The 15,755-nt window shown below is 64.7% G+C and carries 12 protein-coding genes and 1 other RNA gene; 12 read left to right on the top strand and 1 reads right to left on the bottom strand.

Annotation, left to right across the window (positions count from 1 at the left end):
* Nucleotides 1-130: 130 nt before the first annotated feature.
* The 12 genes from hrpB to GVL61_RS02210 all read left to right on the top strand — a co-directional run bounded on the left by hrpB (nucleotide 131) and on the right by GVL61_RS02210 (nucleotide 14,971).
* Complete coding sequence (hrpB, locus tag GVL61_RS02265; RefSeq protein WP_159976500.1) at nucleotides 131-2,584, top strand: ATP-dependent helicase HrpB; 2,454 nt, start codon at nucleotides 131-133, stop codon at nucleotides 2,582-2,584.
* Nucleotides 2,585-2,629: 45 nt separating this feature from the next.
* A complete protein-coding gene (locus GVL61_RS02260) occupies nucleotides 2,630-2,908 on the top strand; it encodes an ETC complex I subunit (RefSeq protein ID WP_159976497.1) in 279 nt (92 codons plus the stop codon).
* Between the two features lie 69 nt (nucleotides 2,909-2,977).
* An RNA gene (gene ffs, locus GVL61_RS02255) (signal recognition particle sRNA small type) lies at nucleotides 2,978-3,072 on the top strand.
* A 141-nt stretch (nucleotides 3,073-3,213) separates the two neighbouring features.
* A complete protein-coding gene (locus GVL61_RS02250; protein WP_200844793.1) occupies nucleotides 3,214-5,136 on the top strand; it encodes a DNA polymerase III subunit gamma/tau in 1,923 nt (640 codons plus the stop codon).
* A gap of 1 nt (nucleotide 5,137) precedes the next feature.
* Nucleotides 5,138-5,473, top strand: a complete 336-nt coding sequence (locus GVL61_RS02245) for a YbaB/EbfC family nucleoid-associated protein (protein WP_159976494.1) — start codon at nucleotides 5,138-5,140, stop codon at nucleotides 5,471-5,473.
* 332 nt (nucleotides 5,474-5,805) lie between these two features.
* On the top strand, nucleotides 5,806-8,217 hold the full coding sequence (gene lon, locus GVL61_RS02240; RefSeq protein ID WP_159976491.1) for an endopeptidase La: 2,412 nt from the start codon (nucleotides 5,806-5,808) through the stop codon (nucleotides 8,215-8,217).
* A gap of 394 nt (nucleotides 8,218-8,611) precedes the next feature.
* A complete protein-coding gene (locus GVL61_RS02235) occupies nucleotides 8,612-9,973 on the top strand; it encodes a DUF418 domain-containing protein (protein ID WP_159976488.1) in 1,362 nt (453 codons plus the stop codon).
* Between the two features lie 103 nt (nucleotides 9,974-10,076).
* Complete coding sequence (locus GVL61_RS02230) at nucleotides 10,077-11,102, top strand: aspartate-semialdehyde dehydrogenase (RefSeq protein WP_159976485.1); 1,026 nt, start codon at nucleotides 10,077-10,079, stop codon at nucleotides 11,100-11,102.
* Nucleotides 11,103-11,178: 76 nt separating this feature from the next.
* A complete protein-coding gene (locus GVL61_RS02225) occupies nucleotides 11,179-11,718 on the top strand; it encodes a DUF1993 domain-containing protein (RefSeq protein ID WP_159976482.1) in 540 nt (179 codons plus the stop codon).
* Complete coding sequence (locus GVL61_RS02220) at nucleotides 11,715-12,158, top strand: GFA family protein (protein WP_159976479.1); 444 nt, start codon at nucleotides 11,715-11,717, stop codon at nucleotides 12,156-12,158. Before GVL61_RS02225 ends, GVL61_RS02220 begins: the two co-directional genes overlap by 4 nt.
* A gap of 27 nt (nucleotides 12,159-12,185) precedes the next feature.
* Nucleotides 12,186-12,944 carry an alpha/beta fold hydrolase gene (locus tag GVL61_RS02215; RefSeq protein WP_159976476.1) on the top strand — a complete coding sequence of 253 codons (759 nt, stop codon included), beginning with the start codon at nucleotides 12,186-12,188 and terminating at the stop codon, nucleotides 12,942-12,944.
* Between the two features lie 182 nt (nucleotides 12,945-13,126).
* The gene (locus tag GVL61_RS02210; protein WP_159976473.1) at nucleotides 13,127-14,971 is read left to right on the top strand and encodes a M2 family metallopeptidase; all 1,845 of its coding nucleotides are present in this window, start codon (nucleotides 13,127-13,129) and stop codon (nucleotides 14,969-14,971) included.
* Here GVL61_RS02210 and GVL61_RS02205 read toward each other — a convergent pair.
* Nucleotides 14,922-15,686 (bottom strand): sulfotransferase family 2 domain-containing protein, encoded by a 765-nt coding sequence (locus GVL61_RS02205; protein WP_235037498.1) that lies wholly within the window; start codon nucleotides 15,684-15,686, stop codon nucleotides 14,922-14,924. The two genes, GVL61_RS02210 and GVL61_RS02205, sit on opposite strands and share 50 nt — an antisense overlap.
* Nucleotides 15,687-15,755 lie beyond the last annotated feature (69 nt).

Below are 15,755 nucleotides of genomic sequence, written 5' to 3'. Positions count from 1 at the left end.
CAGTTACGTGATAAGTCTTTAGGAAGAGTGGACGTTCCGGAAAAACGGGCCCGGTCGGGCGCCAGGCTGCCGCAGGCACGGTTCGTCTCGGCGCTTTCCCACGGCGGGGGAGCGCACTAAGGCTGCGCAGGTGACTACTCTGCCCATCCACGCCGTCCTGCCCGACCTGCTTGCCGCCTTGCGCGAAACCACCGGCGCTGTGCTGATCGCGCCGCCGGGCGCGGGCAAGACCACTGCGCTCGCCCCGGCACTGCTGGGCGAGGACTGGTGTAACGGCACCGTGATCCTGCTGTCGCCCCGCCGCGTCGCCGCCCGCGCCGCGGCTGAACGCATGGCCGAGCAGCTTGGCGAACAGGCCGGCGGCACCATCGGCTACGTCACCCGCCTCGACGTGAAGCGCACCGCGCGCACGCGGGTAGTGGTGATGACCGAAGCGATCTTCGTCTCCACGATCCTGTCCGATCCCGAGCTTGCCGGCGTTTCCGCCGTGCTGTTCGACGAGGCGCACGAGCGCCACCTAGACAGCGACCTCGGCCTTGCCCTTGCCATCGAAAGCCGCGCTGTGCTGCGCGAGGACCTGCGGATCGTCGTCATGTCCGCGACCATCGACGGCACCCGCTTCGCCCGCCTGCTGGGTGAAGGCACGCCGGTGATCGAGAGTGCGGGCAAGGCCTGGCCGCTGGATTTCCGCTGGCTCGGCCATGCGGCGGAGCGGCGAATCGAGGATGCGATGGCCTCCGCCGTCCTCACCGCGTGGCGCGAGCAGGAGGGCGACGTCCTCGCCTTCCTCCCCGGCGTGCGCGAGATCGAGCGGGTGGCGGAAAGCCTTGCGCAGAAGCTGCCCTCGGCGCTGGTCCTGCCGCTCCATGGGCAATGCGAGCCGGGCGCCCAGCGCGCGGCCATCCGGCGCGACCCTGATGGACGCCGACGGATCGTGCTGGCGACCGCCATCGCCGAAACTTCGCTGACGCTGGACGGCGTTTCGGTGGTGGTCGATGCGGGCCTCTCGCGCCGGGCCGAGTTCGATAAGGCGGCGGGCGTGACCCGGCTCGTCACCCACCGCGCCAGCCGCGCCTCGGCCGCGCAGCGCGCAGGGCGTGCGGCGCGGCAGGGGCCGGGCGTCGCCTACCGCTTGTGGGAAGAAGCGGCCCACGCCGGGCGGCCCGAGTTCGATCCGCCCGAAATGCTCACCAGCGACCTGACGCCGCTGACGCTGACATTGGCGCAGTGGGGCGCGGGCGATCCCGCCGCGATGGGCTGGCTCGATACGCCGCCCGTTCCCGCGCTCGATGCGGCGCGTAGAGGGCTGGCGGTGCTTGGCGCGCTGGACGGGGAAGGGCGCATCACCGCATTTGGCCGCAAGGTCGCCAGCCTGCCGATGGACCCGGCGCAGGCCGCGATGATCCTGCGCGCGGGTGAGCATGGCGAGGCCGAAGTCGCGGCCCGGTTGGCGCTGCTGCTCCAGGAACGCGGCCTTGGCGGGCGCAGCGACGACCTTGCGCAGCGCCTCTCGCGCTGGGACGCCGACCGTTCGCCCCGCGCGCAGGCTTCGCGCAAGCTGGCGGCAGGCTGGGCGCGGCGGGCGCAGGCGCTGGTCAGCGGGCCTTCGCAGCCGGATGACGTGCCGCCCGGCGTGCTCGTCGCACTCGGCCGCCCGGACATGCTCGCGCGCCGCCGCGATGCTTCGGGCGAGACGTGGCTGAGCGCCGGGGGCAGGGGCTATGTGCTCGACCCGGCCTCCCCGCTGGCCTCGCGCGACTGGATGGTGATCGGCGATGCGCAGGGGCAGGCCAAGGGCGCCCGCATCCTTTCGGGCGCCTCGCTGGAAACGTCCGAAGTCGAGGCGTGGCTGGGCGATGCCATCGAGCGCCGCACGGTGCTGCGCTGGAACGACGACGATGCCCGCGTGGAGGCACGCCTCGAACGGCGTCTGGGCGCGATCACTCTCGCCACCGGCCCCGATCCCGCGCCGGACCCGGAGGCGATCCGCGCCTTCCTGATCGAACGTATCCGCCTTAAGGGCCTGGCCATGGTGCCGATGGGCAAGGGCGCGCATTCTTTCCTGCGCCGCGCGCGTTACGCGGGGATCGCCGCCGTTTCGGAGGAGGCTCTGCTGGCGGACCTTGAGGAATGGCTTGGCCCGCTGCTGGTCCGCCGCCTCGATGCGCTGGACGGCGCGGCGCTGTCGCAGGCCCTCCGCAACCGGCTGACCTGGGACGACCAGCAGGCGCTGGACCGCCTCGCCCCGCCGGAATTTCGCAGTCCTGCCGGCACATCCCACCCCATCGATTACGAGGACGAGGGCGGTCCCTCGGTCGAGGTCCGGGTGCAGGCGCTGTTCGGGCTGGACCGGCATCCGACATTCGGCCAGCCGCCGCTGCCCCTGCTGCTCAAGCTGACATCGCCCCCCGGCCGCCCGATCCAGACCACCCGCGACCTGCCGGGTTTCTGGCGCGGATCGTGGCGCGACGTGCAGCGCGACATGAAAGGCCGCTACCCGCGCCACCGCTGGCCGGACGAGCCGTGGAACGAAGACCCCAGCCTCAAGACCCGCAATGCATTCGAGCGCGGGCGAAATGCGTGATTCGCGCTTGATTTTCGCTGCGATTCGGGGGCAAGGCTTTGGCCCATGAGCGCACGCATCTATCAGCCGCCGAAGAACGCCATGCAGTCCGGCAAGGCGCTGCTTGACGAGTGGACCCTCGAATTCGCCCCGGCGGAAGCGAAGAAGCCCGATCCCCTGATGGGCTGGGCCGGTTCGGGCGACATGCAGCAGCAGGTCATCCTGCGTTTCCCCACCAGTGACGAAGCGAAGGCTTACGCCGACCGCTACGGTATCGAGGCGACCATTCACACCACCCCGCCGCGCCGCCTCAAGATCCAGACTTACGCCGACAACTTCCGCTGAGATAACAGTCGGTCAGGTTTGTTCGCCGCAGGGGCTGGACAAACCCGAACCGTCCCGGCATATGCCCGCCCGGGAGTCGGGTGGACGTTTTCGTCCGCCAACTTGGTCAGGTCCGGAAGGAAGCAGCCACAACGGATTGCGGCGGGTCGCCCGGCTCCTATTTCACCACATTGATGTAAGCATGGGCTGAATTTCGCGCCCCGCAGCCGCTGCTGCGCGCATTCTTTATCCACACGGTGCGAAGGCTGTGGAGGACGGCGCTTTTCCCCTGACATTCGCTGGCCCAGCCCCTAGTTTGCGCGGCGATGGACGATTCACGCGACATGTTCGGCGATACGCCCCCCTGGGACGACGACAACGAGAACCAGGACGAACCCGGTGCCGCCGAACTGGAGGCCGCCGGGCAGCAGTCGATGTTCGACGAGCCCGAGCCTGACGTCGAGCCGGCCCCCGAAGCAGAAATAGCGCCCACAGCTGCCGAACTGGAAGCGGCAGGGCAGTCTGCAATGTTCGCCGAACCTGCGGCGCCTGCCCAAGAAACCGCCAAGCCTGCGCCGGTTGCCGCGCCCGCAGCGCCTGCGCAGCCCGCCGCCGCGCAGCCCTACCGGGTGCTGGCGCGCAAATACCGTCCGCAGACTTTTGCCGAACTGATCGGGCAGGAGGCGATGGTCCAGACCCTCGCCAACGCCATCAAGCGGGACCGGCTCGCCCACGCTTTCCTGATGACCGGCGTGCGCGGGGTCGGCAAGACGTCGACCGCGCGCCTCATCGCCAAGGCCCTCAACTGCATCGGCGCCGACGGGCAGGGCGGCCCGACGATCGACCCTTGCGGTAAGTGCGAGCCTTGCGTGGCCATCGCCGAAGGCCGCCACATCGACGTGATCGAGATGGACGCCGCCAGCCACACCGGCGTCGACGATGTGCGCGAGATCATCGAGGCGGTGCGCTATTCGGCCGTCTCGGCGCGCTACAAGATCTACATCATCGACGAAGTCCACATGCTGTCTCGCAATGCTTTCAATGCCTTGCTGAAGACTCTTGAGGAACCCCCGGCGCATGTGAAGTTCCTTTTCGCCACCACCGAAGTCGACAAGCTGCCGGTCACGGTGCTGTCGCGCTGCCAGCGTTTCGACCTTCGCCGTATTCCCGCGCCCATGCTGGCGGGGCACTTCGCCTATGTCTGCAAGCAGGAAGGCGTCGAGGCGGAGGAGGAAGCGCTCGCGATGGTCGCCGCCGCTGCCGAGGGTTCGGTACGCGATGGCCTGTCGATTCTCGACCAGGCGATCGCGCATGCCGACCTCGACGGTGAAGGTCAGGTCAGCGCCGAGAAGGTACGCGACATGCTCGGCCTTTCGGACAAGAGCGTGCAGCGCGGGCTCGTCGCTGCGATCCTCGAAGGCAGGGGGCCTGAGCTCCTCGACATCGTCGCGCGCCAGTTCTCGCTTGGCGTAGAGCCGATTGCGATGATGCGCGGGCTGATGGACCTCATCCACCGCATCGCTTTGGCACAAGTCGCAGGCAATGCCTCCGATGCCCACTCGACCGAGGAGCGTGAGGCGATCGAGGGCTGGGCCAAGGGGCTCCGCGCGGGTCAACTCCACCGCCTCTGGCAACTGCTGCTCAAGGGCCATGACGAAGTGAAGTCCGCGCCTGATCCGCTGGTGGCGGCGCAGATGGCTCTGCTGCGGATCATGCACGCCTCCGACATGCCTGATCCCGGCGCGCTGGTGCGCAAACTGGAGGAGATCGCCGCGCGCGCTCCCGCCGCCGCGCCTGCGATTGAGGGCGAGGCGCCTGCGCCGGGTACGCCTCCCCCGGCAGCGATCGTGCCGCGCTGGGAAGCGCTGGTGGACGAAGTGGAGCATATCGGCGAACTGTCTACGGCCAACACCATGCGCATGCAGGTGCGCGTGGTCGAATTGACGCTGGGGCTGCTGCGCTACACCCAGCCGCCCGCGTTCAAGGAGGATATCGCTTCCATCCTGCGCGGCGGTCTGCAAGGCGCCACGGGCGAGCGTTGGCAGGTCGAGCGTGTCGATGATGCCGACGCGGATGGAGCAGCACCCACGCTGGTGGAAATCGCCGAAGTGAAGCAGGGCGCGGATGCCGAGGCCCTGCGCGCTTCGCCGCTGGTCGAGGCGACCATGGCGGCCTTTCCGGGCGCCGAATTGATTGAAGACGACCGTCCAGCCGCCATCGGCGGCGGCGGGCGCAATTGGAGACGCTGAAATGAAGTCGATGGAAGAGATGATCCAGGCCGCCCAGCAGGCCGCCGAGACCATCCAGAAGCAGATGAACGAGGCCCAGGGCAAGCTCGACCAGATGGAAGTCGAAGGGCTTTCCGGCGGCGGTCTCGTCAAGATTCGCTGCTCGGCCAAGGGTCGTGTGATCGGCGTGGCGATCGACGACAGCCTGATGCAGCCCAGCGAAAAGGGCATGCTCGAAGACCTGATCGCGGCTGCCTACAACGACGCGCGCGTCAAGGCGGACTCGGTCGCGAACGAGGAACTTGCCAAGGCGCAGTCGGGCATGGGCCTGCCGCCGGGCTTCAAGATGCCGTTCTAAGGTTTCGAGCCCCGCGCTGCGGGTTTCTGACAGGCTCGACCTGAGCGGTTTTCGGGTGAAAACGGGGCAGAGCGGGGGGCGGTTTTTCCACCTCGCTTGCCCCGGGCTTGCCGAAGAGCTGGTGCTAGCTTGAGGGCGGCGCCAACTGCCCCGGGACCCGTCCGTGACGGACGACCCCTAGATATTCCGGTTTGACTCTGCGTGTATCAAGAAGGGGCAGGGCGGGGCTTTGCACAGTCTTTAACCCACAAAAGATTGCATGGTGGTGTAAACACCCCATATCCTGAGCAAGAGCCGGGGTGCGCCGACAGGTAAGCCCGCGCGCGTGATGAATGGATATTGCCTTGAACCTGCTTCCGCTTCTGCCTCTGCGTGACATCGTCGTCTTCCCGGGCATGGTCGTGCCTCTTTTCGTCGGCCGTGAGAAATCCGTGGCCGCGCTTGAGGCGGCAATGGCCGGAAACAAGGATATTTTCCTTCTCGCACAGCTGGATCCCGGCTGCGATGATCCCGACCGGGACGACCTTTACGACACCGGCGTGGTCGCCAGCGTCCTGCAACTGCTGAAGCTGCCCGACGGCACCGTGCGCGTGCTGGTCGAAGGTCAGGACCGCGCCCGCCTCGAATCGCTGCGAACTGAGCAGACCGAAGAGGGCGAGATGCTCGTTGCCGGAGTCGAGATGATCGACCCGGTCGAGGCTGATGGCACCGAAACCGAAGCGATGATGCGCACTGTCGTCGACCAGTTCGGCGAATATGCCAAGCTCAACAAGAAACTGAGCCAGGACGCCGGTGAACAGCTGGGCGATATCGAGGATGCGGCCAAGCTGGCCGACACTGTCGCCGCGCAGCTTTCCGCCAAGGTGTCCGACAAGCAGGCCGTGCTGTCTGAGCCCGATCCGCTCAAGCGTCTTGAGATGGTCTATTCCTTCATGGAAGGCGAACTCGGCGTCCTTCAGGTGGAACGCAAGATTCGTGGCCGCGTGAAGCGCCAGATGGAAAAGACCCAGCGCGAGTATTACCTCAACGAACAGCTCAAGGCGATCCAGTCCGAGCTGGGCGGCGGTGAAGGCGATGAGGCGAACGAGCTTCAGGAACTGGCCGAGCGCATCGAAAAGACGCGCCTGTCGCGGGAAGCTAAGGAAAAGGCCATCGGCGAGCTGAAAAAGCTGCGCTCGATGCAGCCGATGAGCGCCGAGGCGACCGTCATCCGCAACTACCTTGATGTCCTGCTCGGCCTGCCCTGGGGTAAGAAGAGTAAGCTCAAGCGCGATATTTCCACCGCGCAGGACATTCTCGACGCCGATCACTACGCGCTCGACAAGGTCAAGGACCGCATCATCGAGTATCTTGCGGTGCAGGCGCGCACCAACAAGCTGAAGGGGCCGATCCTGTGTCTCGTAGGCCCGCCGGGCGTGGGCAAGACCTCGCTGGGCAAATCGATCGCCAAGGCCACGGGCCGCGAATTCATCCGCCAGTCGCTGGGCGGCGTGCGTGACGAGGCCGAGATTCGTGGTCATCGCCGCACGTATATCGGCTCGCTGCCGGGCAAGATTGTCACCAACTTGCGCAAGGCCGGCAAGTCCAACCCGCTGTTCCTGCTCGATGAGATAGACAAGCTGGGCCAGGATTTCCGCGGCGATCCGGCGTCCGCGCTGCTCGAAGTGCTCGACCCCGAACAGAACGCGAAGTTCCAGGATCACTATCTGGAACTCGACATCGACCTGTCGGACGTGATGTTCGTGTGCACCGCGAACAGCCTGAACCTGCCGCAGCCGCTGCTCGATCGTATGGAGATCATCCGTCTCGAGGGTTACACCGAGGACGAGAAGGTCGAGATCGCCGAGCGTCATCTGATCGAAAAGCAGGTTGAGGCGCATGGCCTGAAGAAGGGTGAGTTCACGCTGACCCAGGACGGCCTGCGCGATCTGATCCGGTATTATACCCGCGAGGCGGGCGTGCGTACGCTGGAGCGTGAAATCGCCCGGCTGGCGCGCAAGTCGCTGCGCCAGATCCTCGAAGGCAAAGCTACCCAAATCGTCATCACCGCCGAAAACCTTCACGATTTTGCCGGGGTCCAGAAATACCGCCACGGCATGGGCGAGGAAGAGCATCAGGTCGGTGCTGTGACGGGCCTCGCGTGGACCGAAGTGGGCGGCGAACTGCTCACGATCGAGAGCGTGACGGTGCCCGGCAAGGGCCAGATCAAGGCGACGGGCAAACTGGGCGACGTGATGAGCGAATCGATCCAAGCCGCCTTCAGCTTCGTGAAAGCGCGCTCGCCTGCCTATGGTATCAAGCCTTCGGTTATCCAGAAGAAGGACATCCATATTCACCTTCCCGAAGGTGCTGTGCCTAAGGATGGTCCTTCGGCAGGCGTCGGCATGGTCACCTCGATCGTCTCGACCTTGACCGGAGTTCCGGTGCGCAAGGACGTCGCCATGACCGGTGAAGTTACTCTGCGCGGCCGGGTGCTGCCAATAGGTGGTCTGAAGGAAAAGCTGCTTGCGGCGCTTCGCGGGGGCATCACCACGGTGCTGATCCCCGAGGAAAACCGCAAGGATCTCGCTGAAATCCCCGACAACGTGAAGGAGGGGTTGGAGATCATCCCCGTATCTCATGTCGATGAAGTGCTGGCCAAGGCCCTCACCGAACCGCTCACCGCGATTGAATGGACCGAGGCTGATGAACTGGCCGCCGCACCGGCGCCGCACGCTGCATCGACGAGTGCCACTGCGCACTGAGGCACTGTCGGGCAGTTAGGAAATTGAGGAAGGGCGCCGGGTAATCCGGCGCCCTTTGTCGTTGGGGCCGCTGCGGTGCTGTGATCGAAGCGATCCTCGCGGGCGGTCCGTTTCAGGCGGCATCCGATACGTGACTTGGCGAGACTGGAAACGAAGCTGCGTTTGCGGGTGATAAACCAAGCTGCGGCGCTGTCGGGCGATCACCTCCAAAAGAAGTTCGGGGTGGCGAATGCGGTCGGATAGTATTTTATTGAATAATAGGAATAAAAACGGCGGCGTTATTTTTCAGATGATTTATTTTGAACGCTATTTTCCATTGATTGGCAAATTTACGTAAATTGACGATTTTCGCGGTGTGAAGTAATCTGCGGGCAGCGACTTGCGGGGGCAGTAGATGGCGGGCAAAGCGGTGCAACTTGATCCGGTTCGCGGGCGGGCGCGGATCGATGTTCTCGATGTGATGCGCGGGATCGCGATCCTGGGCATTCTCTACATGAACATCCCCTTCATGGCGACGAACCCGGCGGCATGGATGGACGACATCCGCCGCCTGTCCTGGTCAGCGGCAGACAGGGCCACCTGGACGACGATCGAGGTGTTCTGGAACGGCACCCAGCGCGGTCTGTTCGAGTTCCTGTTCGGCGCCGGGGTGATGGTGTTCACGGCCAAGGCCATGCGCCCCGACGACCCGGTTGCGGTGGCGGACCTCTATTATCGCCGCAACCTTCTGCTGGTCGCTTTCGGCCTGATCGACATTTTTCTGGTCGCCTGGATTGGCGACATCCTGCTCGCCTACGGGCTTTCCGCGTTGTTCCTGTTTCCCTTCCGCAAGGCGCCGGCCAAGGTGCTGCTGGCGATGGGCATGGGCTTCGCCGCCTTCGTGGCCGTCAGCGGCGCGAGCGAGTACAGCAAGCGGATCGAGATGATCCATAAAGTCGAGTCTCTGGAGGCAAGGCAGACGCAGGGCGCGAAGCTGAACGGCGCGGACAAGAAGATCCTAGCCGACTGGCAGGAAAAGCGGGAGGCTCATGATCTTTCCAAGCCGCCGAGCAAGAAGGCGCAGGCCATGATCGATGCCGAGCGCAAGGCGCATGTCGCGGGCCCCTGGGCTTTTCTCAAAAACAACTGGGGCGTGTGGAACAAGATTTTCGGCGACGGCAACGGCACTTTCTTCACTGTGCTGGAGGCGGTCTGCGCGATGTTCATCGGCATGGCGCTGTGGAAGTGGGGTGTAATCCAGGGGGAGCGCTCGGTACGCTTCTACGCGGTGACTGCGGTCGCTGCCTATGGCCTCGGCTGCGGTCTGCGCGCGTGGGGCGTAGCGGAGATATTCGCCTTCGACCTGGCGCCCAAGCCCGGCTGGATCACCGATGAGTTCGCGCGCCTCGCGGTGACGCTGGGTCATGTTGCGCTGTTCAACCTGGCGATGAAGACGGGCGCGGGCCGTTCTTTGCTGGCGCCGTTCAAGGCGGTGGGGCGGATGGCGTTCTCGATTTACGTGCTGACCAGCGTGGTGACACTCTGGTTCATTTTCGCGCCTTGGGGACTGAACCTGTGGGACAGGTTCGGCTGGGCCCAGCTTGCCCTTGCGGCTACCGTGATCAATGTGTTCATGTTGGTGTTCGCCAATGTCTGGATGCGTTTCTTCGTCAGCGGGCCGCTGGAATGGGTTTGGCGTTCGCTGGCCTATGGCAAGCGCCAGCCATTCGCACGTCGTCCTGCCGAACCGTCCATGGGCACGCTCGCACCGGCCTGAACGAGTGGCCGATGCCGGGGCGGCGCTTGCCCTGCGCGTAGTCTGGCTGTAACCCGCCGCCTTCATACAGGCGCCATTCGTGCGCTGCTGGAAGGATATTGCCATGGGTTACCGGGTTGTCGTCGTCGGCGCGACGGGGAATGTCGGGCGCGAAATCGTCAACATCCTGGCCGAGCGCGAATTTCCCGCCGACGAGATCGCCGTGCTGGCATCGTCACGTTCGACCGGGTCTGAGATCGAGTATGGCGACACCGGCCGCATGCTGAAGGTCAAGAACCTTGAGCATTTCGATTTCACCGGGTGGGACATGGCGCTGTTTGCCGCCGGCTCCGAGGCCACCAAGGTCTATGCACCGAAGGCTGCGTCGCAGGGCTGCGTGGTGATCGACAATTCGTCGCTCTACCGCATGGACCCAGACGTGCCGCTCGTCGTGCCCGAGGTGAACCCCGATGCGATCGCCGGCTACAAGGCCCGCAATATCATCGCCAACCCCAACTGCTCCACCGCGCAGATGGTCGTGGCGCTCAAGCCGCTGCACGACAAAGCGAAAATCAAGCGCGTCGTCGTCTCGACCTACCAGTCGGTTTCCGGCGCGGGCAAGGACGGCATGGACGAACTGTTCGAGCAGAGCCGCGCGATCTTCGTGGGCGACTCGGTCGAGCCGCGCAAGTTCACCAAGCAGATCGCTTTCAACGTGATCCCGCACATCGACGTCTTCCTGGATGACGGCTCCACCAAGGAGGAGTGGAAGATGGTGGTCGAGACCAAGAAGATCCTCGATCCCAAGATCAAGGTGCAGGCAACCTGCGTGCGCGTGCCGGTCTTCGTCGGCCACTCCGAATCGCTCAACATCGAGTTCGAGGAAGAGATTTCCGCCACCGAAGCGCAGGACATCCTGCGTGAGGCGCCGGGCATCATGCTCGTCGACAAGCGCGAGGACGGCGGATACGTCACCCCGGTAGAGGCCGTGGGCGACGGTGCCACCTACATCAGCCGCGTGCGCGAGGATTCCACCGTCGAGAACGGGCTGGCGCTGTGGTGTGTTTCGGACAACCTGCGTAAGGGTGCGGCGCTCAACGCGGTGCAGATCGCGGAACTGCTGGGCCGCCGTCACCTCAAGAAGGGCTGAGTTTTCGCCGCCGGGCCGGTTGAAAAGCCGGCCCGGTGCGCGCACCTAAGCCTCTCAGCATTCATGGGAGGTTTGCGTGGACGCAGTTGAAACGAAGAAGGCGCTGGAATTGCTCGCCAGCCGCCTCACGACGCTGTCGGGCATTCTTGACAAGGCCGAAAGCGCGCCCGGCGGGGAGAGCCTCGACGAGCTGGCCGCCGCGCGCCTGGCAGAGGATATGCACCCACTGGCGTGGCAGGTCTCTGCTGTCTGCACACAGGCGCAGCAGTTCCTGGACTGGTGCCACAGCGCGGAGCAACCTAACGTGGTTAGCCCGACCACCGGATGGAGCGCGGCGCGCGCAGTGCTTTCCGATACGCTTGCCCAGGTCACTGCCGCCGCCGCCGATGGAATTGTGGCGCCGGCCGAAAAGCGCATCACGATCGCGCAGATGGGTGTTTACGTAGACCTGACGGCGCGGCGCTATCTCGACGACTGGATACTGCCCAACCTCTACTTCCACCTCAGCATCGCTTATGCGGTCCTGCGGATGAAGGGGGCGCCCCTCGGCAAGGCCGAATTTATGCAGCACATTCTGGGAGACCTCCGGCCGATCCCGGCGGAAGCGCAGGCGTGATCCAGAGCATGACGGGCGGCTGCCAATGTGGCCGCATCCGTTATACTGCACAGGTGGAGCCGGAAAAGGCTTACCTGTGCCACTGCAAGATGTGCCGCAAGGCGACCGGCGGCGTATCCATCGCCTTCGCAAATACGCCACATGACAAAGTGACATGGCACACCGAGCCGGACTGGTACCAGTCGTCGCCAATCGCGCATCGCCCGTTCTGCTCGCATTGCGGCACGCCCCTGGGTTTCGCGTTTCTTGACGGCGGCAACCTGGATCTGACGGTGGGCAGTTTCGACGATCCTTCTCCTTTTCGCCCTAGCCAGAACTACGCGACCGAAAGCATGTTGACCGCCTGGGCGGACGTGCGGCACTTGCCGGGCACCGCCAGCGCGGAAAATGCCAACGTGGTGGAACGATGGCAGGCCGCAGGGCTGGACCTGCCCGATTGACCACCCTGATTTTGAGCGAGTTTGCCAGTGACTGATGTGAAGACCGAGTTCGTCGAAGGTTTCGGCGGCGCGAAGCTGGCGGTTCATTCGCTGGGGGACACAGGCGGGCGGCCGCTGCTGCTGCTCCACGGGCTGTTCTCCAGCGCCGAGGTGAACTGGATCAAGTTCGGCAATGCCCGGATACTCGCCGACGCCGGGTTCGAGGTCTTCATGCCGGACCTGCGCGCCCATGGGCAGAGCGATGGGCCGCACGACCCGGCTGCCTATCCCGCTGACGTGCTGGTGCAGGACCTGCAGGCCGTGGTCACCGCGCTGGGCGTGCATGACTATGATCTCGGTGGTTTCTCGCTGGGCTCGCGCACGGCAGTCCGCGGCGTTCTGGCCGGCCTTGCGCCGCGCAAGCTGGTGCTGGGCGGGATGGGCTTGACCGGACTGTCGGGCTGGGCGCGACGCTCTGCGCATTTCGTGGACGCCATCGACCGCTTCGGCACCATCGAACGCGGCGACAAGGCTTTTGTCGCGCAGGCCTTCATGAAGTCGATGAAGATCGACCGCGTCGCCGCGCGGCTGCTGCTCGGTTCCGTGGACGATACTTCGGCCGATGCCATCACTCAGGTGACCATGCCGACGCTATGCGTGTGCGGCGCGGAGGATCACGACAACGGTTCGGCACAGGAACTGGCCGCAGCGCTGCCGCATGGGACTTATGCGGAAACGCCGGGCAACCACATGTCGTCTGTGACTTTCAAGGACATGGGCCGCGCGATCGCGGAGTTCCTGGCCTGAGGTTTCGGCGCCGCCCCGCGCTCCGCCTGTCCTGAGCCGGCGGGATCGCGCGTTTGGGGCGGCTGACGAAGCAGGGGGTATGCAACCTCGGTTACGCCAGTGGAAATCCGCTGGGCGCTGTTGATCTGCGGCCATTGCAGGCTAGTCTCCGGGCCATTCAAAGGCTCAGAGAGGTTCCCCCCATGGAGTTCGCTTCCACCGCGCTGGCAGCGCTTGCCGCCAGCCTGTCGTTTGCCGCCGTGCCGGCGCTTGCTCAGGGGGCGGCAGAAGAAGCGTCCGCCTATCCGATGACCGCCGAGGGCGCGGCCAAATTCGTCGCCGATGCGGAGAAGAATCTGTTCGACTTCTCGCTCGACAACAATCGCACCAACTGGGTCAACTACACTAACATCACCGAGGACACCGACGCGCTGGCCGCCAAGTCGAACGGTGACCTGACTGAAAAACAGGTTAAGTACGCAGTCGAGGCGGCGAAGTTCGCGAAGGTTTCCGGGCTGGATGCCGACGTGTCGCGCAAACTGGGCATCCTGCGGCAGGGCATCGTCCTGCCCGCGCCGACCACGCAGGGCGCAGCCGCGCAGCTCAGCGAGATCACCACGCGCATGACCTCCACTTACGGCAAGGGCAAGGGCACGCTGGATGGCAAGCCGATCAACGGCTCCGACATCGAAGAGCAGATGGGCAACGTCGAACGCACGCCTGCCGAACTGGCCGAGATGTGGACCACCTGGCATGACAACGTCGGCAAGCCGATGAAAGGCGACTACGTCAAGATGGTCGGCATCGCCAACGAGGGCGCCAAGGAACTTGGTTACGCCGACGTCGGTGCGATGTGGCGATCGGGCTACGACATGACGCCCGAGCAGTTCGCCGCCGAGACGCAGCGTCTGTGGGAGGAGACGAAGCCGCTCTACCTCGCGCTGCATACTTACGTGCGCCGCAAACTGAACGAGAAGTACGGCGATGCCGTGCAGCCGCGCACCGGCCCGATCCGCGCGGACCTGTTGGGCAACATGTGGGCGCAGGAATGGGGTAGCATCTACCCTCTCGTCGCGCCGGCCGGGGCGGGTGATCTGGGCTATGACGTGGGCGATCTGCTGAAAGCGCAGAAGAAGACGCCGGTGGATATGGTGAAAGCGGGCGAGGGGTTCTACTCGTCGCTAGGCTTCGATCCGCTGCCCGGTACGTTCTGGACCCGTTCGATGATCGTGAAGCCGGCCGACCGCGAGGTGATCTGCCATGCCTCGGCCTGGGATATCGACAACAAGGACGATATCCGCATCAAGATGTGCACCAAGGTGAATGCGGAAGATTTCACCACGATCCACCACGAACTGGGCCACAACTACTATCAGCGCGCCTATAACAAGCAGCCGTTCCTCTACCTCAATGGCGCCAACGACGGTTTTCATGAGGCGATCGGCGATTTCGTGGCGCTTTCGATCACCCCGCAATACCTCGTGCAGATCGGCCTGCTCGACAAATCACGCGTGCCCAGCGCCGACAAGGACACCGGACTGCTGCTGCGGCAGGCGATGGACAAGGTGGCGTTCCTGCCTTTCGGCCTGCTGCTCGACCGTTATCGCTGGGGTATTTTCGACGGCACCATCAAGCCCGCCGATTACAACAAGGCGTGGACGAAAATGCGCCTTGAATATCAGGGCATCACTCCGCCCTCGGCGCGGCCCGACGATGCCTTCGATGCCGGCGCCAAGTACCATATCCCCGGCAACACGCCCTACACGCGCTATTTCCTCGCCCGTATCCTGCAGTTCCAGTTCTATCAGGCTGCGTGCAAGCAGGCCGGCTGGAAAGGCCCGCTGCACCGCTGCAGCTTCTACGGCAACAAGCAGGTCGGCGCGAAGCTGAACACGATGCTGGCAATGGGCCAGTCCAAGCCCTGGCCCGAGGCGCTGAAGGTATTCACCGGCTCGCCGCAGATGAGCGCCAAGCCGATGCTGGAATACTTCGCACCGCTCAAGAAGTGGCTCGACGAGCAGAACAAGGGCGAGAAATCCGGCTGGTAGTCAGACAGGCATTTCGCCAGAACGCGAAGTCCGCAGCGTAGAAGTCTTTCACGAAGGCTTCCTGGCTCGGACTGAGCGGCGGCGGCGCAGCGGTGCTGCGGCCGTTGAGGCGGGGCAGGTCGTCCAGCCCCGCCAGTCCCACGATCTGGCCAAGCTGGTGCAGTGCTTCGTAGGGAACCAGCCGGTCGATGCGGCAGGCGCCCTCGGAGTCGGTGAGATACCAGCTTTGCGGGCGGAAGATGTGGTCGATGTCGAACGGGCTGCGCGCGCAGGCGAGATGGTCGATGGCGTCGTCGATGCCCTCGAATGCCTGATACCTCGCGTTGAAGGGCCGGGCTACGCGGCGGTCGCGGGTGCCGCCGTTGCTGGCATAGGCAAAGGCTGAAAGGAATCGCGCGATCGGGTCGCGCACGATGGCGAAGCTGGGCAGGTCGAGTACGTCAGGCGCGACCATGGCGTAATACCGCACCGTCTCGTGCTTGATCTGCTGCCCGTAAAGCTGTTCGGACACCGAAGTGCCGGCGTTCTTGGGAACATGAATGAAGAGCATCCCGCTGGCGCGAACGGCGGCGATGCGATTGCGGCGCCGGGCATTAGGACGGTAGGGAATGCGCGACCGGGCCATTCGCTCGGGAACGTCGCTGACGAGATGAACCCGGAAAGCCGATGCGATCAGGCGGTTGATGCGCGTCTTGGAAGTGGTGAACTGGTGCATGGTCGCCATGCCTATCGGCGACGTTTTGGCTGACGATTTCAGAATGTTGCAGGAGGCGGGAGAGGAAGA

Origin of the sequence: Novosphingobium sp. 18050 (assembly GCF_902706195.1) — a bacterium.
GTDB lineage: Bacteria > Pseudomonadota > Alphaproteobacteria > Sphingomonadales > Sphingomonadaceae > Novosphingobium.
Note: the sequence above shows the minus strand (reverse complement) of the source record. Positions and strands in the feature narration are given on the sequence as shown.

Coding starts and splice junctions, on each gene's coding strand:
- GVL61_RS02250 (WP_200844793.1), top strand. CDS start 3,214: ATGGACGATTCACGCGACATGTTCGGCGATACGCCCCCCTGGGACGAC.
- lon (WP_159976491.1), top strand. CDS start 5,806: ATGGATATTGCCTTGAACCTGCTTCCGCTTCTGCCTCTGCGTGACATC.
- GVL61_RS02245 (WP_159976494.1), top strand. CDS start 5,138: ATGAAGTCGATGGAAGAGATGATCCAGGCCGCCCAGCAGGCCGCCGAG.
- GVL61_RS02260 (WP_159976497.1), top strand. CDS start 2,630: ATGAGCGCACGCATCTATCAGCCGCCGAAGAACGCCATGCAGTCCGGC.
- GVL61_RS02235 (WP_159976488.1), top strand. CDS start 8,612: ATGGCGGGCAAAGCGGTGCAACTTGATCCGGTTCGCGGGCGGGCGCGG.
- GVL61_RS02205 (WP_235037498.1), bottom strand. CDS start 15,686: ATGCACCAGTTCACCACTTCCAAGACGCGCATCAACCGCCTGATCGCA.
- GVL61_RS02230 (WP_159976485.1), top strand. CDS start 10,077: ATGGGTTACCGGGTTGTCGTCGTCGGCGCGACGGGGAATGTCGGGCGC.
- GVL61_RS02210 (WP_159976473.1), top strand. CDS start 13,127: ATGGAGTTCGCTTCCACCGCGCTGGCAGCGCTTGCCGCCAGCCTGTCG.